General features: G+C 70.4%; 1 protein-coding gene. It reads right to left on the bottom strand.

Annotated features, from left to right (window positions below):
- Positions 1 to 537 (bottom strand): PLP-dependent transferase (locus FK530_RS25330; RefSeq protein WP_193560376.1); only part of this gene is annotated, 537 nt, incomplete at both ends.

Genomic DNA, 537 nt, shown 5'->3' with positions numbered 1-537 from the left:
AGGTTCCCCACGAAGCGATTGTGTTCCTCGGGGGTGGCGTCCAGCGCGAAGGCGAGGACACCCCCACTCCCGCGGCCGCCGAACTGTCGCCTCGCCAGGTCGTGCTGGGGGTGCGAGGCCAGGCCGGGGTACTCGACGAGGGCGACCCTCTCCTGTCCTTCCAGGAACTCCGCCACGCGTTGGGCCGAGGCGCTGTGGCGCGCCAGGCGCAGGGGCAACGTGACGCTGCCGCGGGTGATGAGCCAGGCGTTGAAGGGTGAGATCACCCCGCCCACGTCGACCATCGCCTCGGACTTGATGCGCCGGATGAGGTCATGGCTGCCGATGACGGCGCCACCCAGGGCGTCCCCGTGTCCGTTGATGTACTTGGTGAGGGAGTGGACCACCAGGTCCGCCCCGTCCTCCAGCGGGCGGTAGAGCGGGGGCGGGGTGAATGTCGAGTCCACGCTGAGCAGGGCCCCCGCCTCATGGGCGATGCGCGCGGCAGCCGCCACGTCACTGACGCGCGTGGTCGGGTTGCCGATCGTCTCGACATGC

Origin of the sequence: Tsukamurella conjunctivitidis (assembly GCF_007858475.1) — a bacterium.
Taxonomy (GTDB): Bacteria; Actinomycetota; Actinomycetes; order Mycobacteriales; family Mycobacteriaceae; genus Tsukamurella; species Tsukamurella conjunctivitidis.
The sequence above is the reverse complement of the archived record's forward strand: the minus strand, read 5'-3'. Positions and strand labels throughout refer to the sequence as shown.